The organism is Anaerovibrio sp. RM50 (assembly GCF_000622005.1).
In the GTDB taxonomy this organism is placed as follows: domain Bacteria; phylum Bacillota; class Negativicutes; order Selenomonadales; family Selenomonadaceae; genus Anaerovibrio.
On sequence record NZ_JHWV01000040.1, the window covers coordinates 1 to 3,065 of the forward strand.

Sequence of the window (3,065 nt, forward strand, 5' to 3'; positions counted from 1 at the left end):
GTACCACTCCATATATGGCGGAGAGGGTGGGATTCGAACCCACGGTGCCTTGCGACATCACTGGTTTTCAAGACCAGCTCCTTAAACCACTCGGAGCACCTCTCTTACACTGTTATTATTGTACAAAATCAATCAATATATGTCAATAATGGCATATATTTTTAAGTCAAATAGACTTTTTAATTAAATGTTTATTCAGAATTTCTGTGTAAAACCTGTGGACAACCTGTGGACAACCAACTGACAACCAAATATCAAACCCTTGAAAAACGGCTAAAAGATAACTTTTTCAAGGGCTTTTCTTTTGGCTTCTTCATTACTGTGAGCATAAACGGCTAAAAGAACATTAGGGTTTTTCCAACCGCCTATGGATTGTACTGTAGAAAGGTCAACACCATTAGTAATGAGCTTAGATGCTACATAATGCCTGATACAGTGTATGGATAAACACTTATCCAGTTTAGCCTTTTGTGCAATACGCCTAAACACTCTCTCAGTGTTGCTTAAACTCATGTGCTCATACTTTTTCGGCAATTTATTGGCTGTAAATACATAATCAGAGGGCTTAAAATCCTCTTTTTGCAGGGAAAGTATCATTGATAACATATCCTCTGAAACGGGAATATCCCTAACACTGCATACAGTTTTGGTATTGCCTACTATTTCTCTGTATACGCCATCCATTGTTCCTCTGGTGATGCTACGCCTAATGCAAATAGATTTATTTGAAACATCTATATCCTGCCATCTAAGGGCAAGTAGCTCTGCCCGTCTTGCACCAGTAGCAAAATACAAAGAGAAAATAATAAACCACTGCGTATCATATTCTTTAGCCGTGGCAAGAAAACGCTCTTTTTCCTGCTCTGTAAAACCCCTACGCCTAACCTTGTGAGTATTCTGCAGTTTGATAGGGTTATCAAACGGGTTAGTATCAATAATCCCCAGACTGATGAAATACTCGTACATAGCCCTGAATCTGCGTACATCGTCCATAACATAGCCTTTTGAATAATGGTTTTCCTCCTGTCTGGCAGAAAATAACCGTTGCCATGCTTCATGGCTTATACGGTCTATTCTGATACTTCCCAGTTGTTTGCAGTAGTTTGTTTTGCAAAGATTGTATTTAGAATAAGTAGAAAGTGCAACTCTTGGGCGTACATCCTTTTCTACAAACTCAGTGAACGCTTCTTCTAAGGTAGGAATAGCTTTCACTATTCTTTCAGTAGATAAACTGCTAACAATCTTTTTATCCAGATTGTGCAATTCAACTAAGGAATCCCTTTTCTTAATAGCTTCTTCTAAGGAATGGCAGGTAAAATAGGTTTTTTTACCGTCTACACGCAAAGAAACAATGTAGGTATCTTTGTCTGGACGATATGAAATGTATTTATGCTCTGTTTTCATAGAAAAATCTCTCCTTTCAAATAAGGAGAGAAAGAGAGTATTCAGTTATCAAGGTACTGTTTGCTTCAGTATAGATGCATCTGGCTCTCCAGTCGAGATATTTTTATAATAATTCAAAAACAGGCTGTTTTTTTAAAAATCGCCTGTTTTTTTGTGCTACATTGACTATACTAGCCCATTTATATGTATTTTTGAAAGGAGTGTTTTTAAATGCTAAGACCAGAACATTACAGGAAATTGAAAGAGGAATACACCATAAGCAAAGCCCAGTATTTGGAGCATCAAATCCTCTTAGACGAAATAGAAGGGAGGGAATCTAATGATATTACCCAAATCAGGAAACAGAATAAATTTGATGTAGGACTGGAACTATCCAATTCAGAAATAGCCAATAATATGCGACTAATCAAAGACCATGTTGAAAAAGCCCATAAACTAGGCTACGGCTCCCCATTTGATGTTATCCTTCAGCTAGATGATTACAGATACCGCATTATAGCCATTTTTGAAATGTTCTACAAACTGGAAATCAGAGCTGTCCATCTAATGAATGATGGCACTTTTCTTTTATTATCCACTCACGGAGAAATGAAGATATGCGACATAAAGAACTATCCAATGAAACGGGCTATTAATGTTATGGTAGACGAAGATACTGGCTCTTTTGTAGTAAACCGTAAAAGGTACGAATCCTCTATAAAGACAGCTTGCTACTATAGGAGAGAAACGAACAGGGCAAGCGTAGGCTTTATATTCCATGAACATAAGCCATCCTTGGAGGAACTGAACTATATACTGAACTGTCTGGAAAAACGGAGCAAGGCAGAATATGTTTCCTTTAGCGGTGGAATCCCATTTGATGATGAAGAAGTAACTTTGGAAGAAATGCTAGATGAAGAACATCCAAACTATAATCCTGAATATCCATTTGTACCTGATTTTAAAGAACCAGATACAAGTACGCCTATGGATGCAGACAATGAGCTACCGTTCTGACGGGAGGCAAAGAAATGAACCTAAAAGTCTTTGAAAATCACAACGAGGACAAATACTTCATGTATCTGGAACAGGCGTGGGAAACAGCCCTACGATATGCACAATCAAAGCCACCACTCTTTCACTGCCTAACAGATACGGGGGAACAGATTATTCTTATTCCCTATATGGTAGACTTTCAAACTGATAATCATATCATAGATGTGTCTTATCAGGATTTTGCAGTTGCCAAATCGTATATTGTAACCGAATTTGAGCCAACTAATGAGGGGACAGATATACAAATATCAATAACCGTCAACAGAAAAGCCCAGAAAACCAGTGAGTTGCACTATCCAGAATGTATAAGCAGGAAAGAAGCAGAAATAGAGGTTTTGAGTCAGTTTAAAGAAGCCATGCCGTACAGTTACGAATTTCTGGGGGAATTCCTATACCAGAATTTATTTTTCTATAATCTGGAGGTGACGGATTTACACCATTTCTATAAATACAAGGCACATATAAAAGGATATAAGATAACAGAGATAACGCAGATTTATCTTTCTTAGCCGACCAAAGAAAAGCACTCCGTTTTGAACTGCTACCCGTCAAGAGGACAGTAAAAAAATATAAATTTTCTTTGGTCGACAGCCATTGTTCTGTCGGCCTTTTTTATGCGGCCATAT

At 37.8% G+C, this 3,065-nt stretch carries 3 protein-coding genes; 2 read left to right on the forward strand and 1 reads right to left on the reverse strand.

Features of this window, described 5'->3' with window-relative positions; genetic code table 11:
* Nucleotides 1–273: 273 nt before the first annotated feature.
* Nucleotides 274–1,404 (reverse strand): site-specific integrase, encoded by a 1,131-nt coding sequence (locus T525_RS0111200; RefSeq protein WP_027407256.1) that lies wholly within the window; start codon nucleotides 1,402–1,404, stop codon nucleotides 274–276.
* A 210-nt stretch (nucleotides 1,405–1,614) separates the two neighbouring features.
* Between T525_RS0111200 and T525_RS0111205 the strand changes: the two genes are divergently transcribed.
* Both T525_RS0111205 and T525_RS0111210 read left to right on the forward strand, forming a co-directional pair.
* The gene (locus T525_RS0111205; RefSeq protein ID WP_027407257.1) at nucleotides 1,615–2,400 is read left to right on the forward strand and encodes a hypothetical protein; all 786 of its coding nucleotides are present in this window, start codon (nucleotides 1,615–1,617) and stop codon (nucleotides 2,398–2,400) included.
* A 14-nt stretch (nucleotides 2,401–2,414) separates the two neighbouring features.
* Nucleotides 2,415–2,948, forward strand: coding sequence for a hypothetical protein (locus tag T525_RS0111210; RefSeq protein ID WP_027407258.1), 534 nt, complete (start codon nucleotides 2,415–2,417; stop codon nucleotides 2,946–2,948).
* Nucleotides 2,949–3,065: the final 117 nt, after the last annotated feature.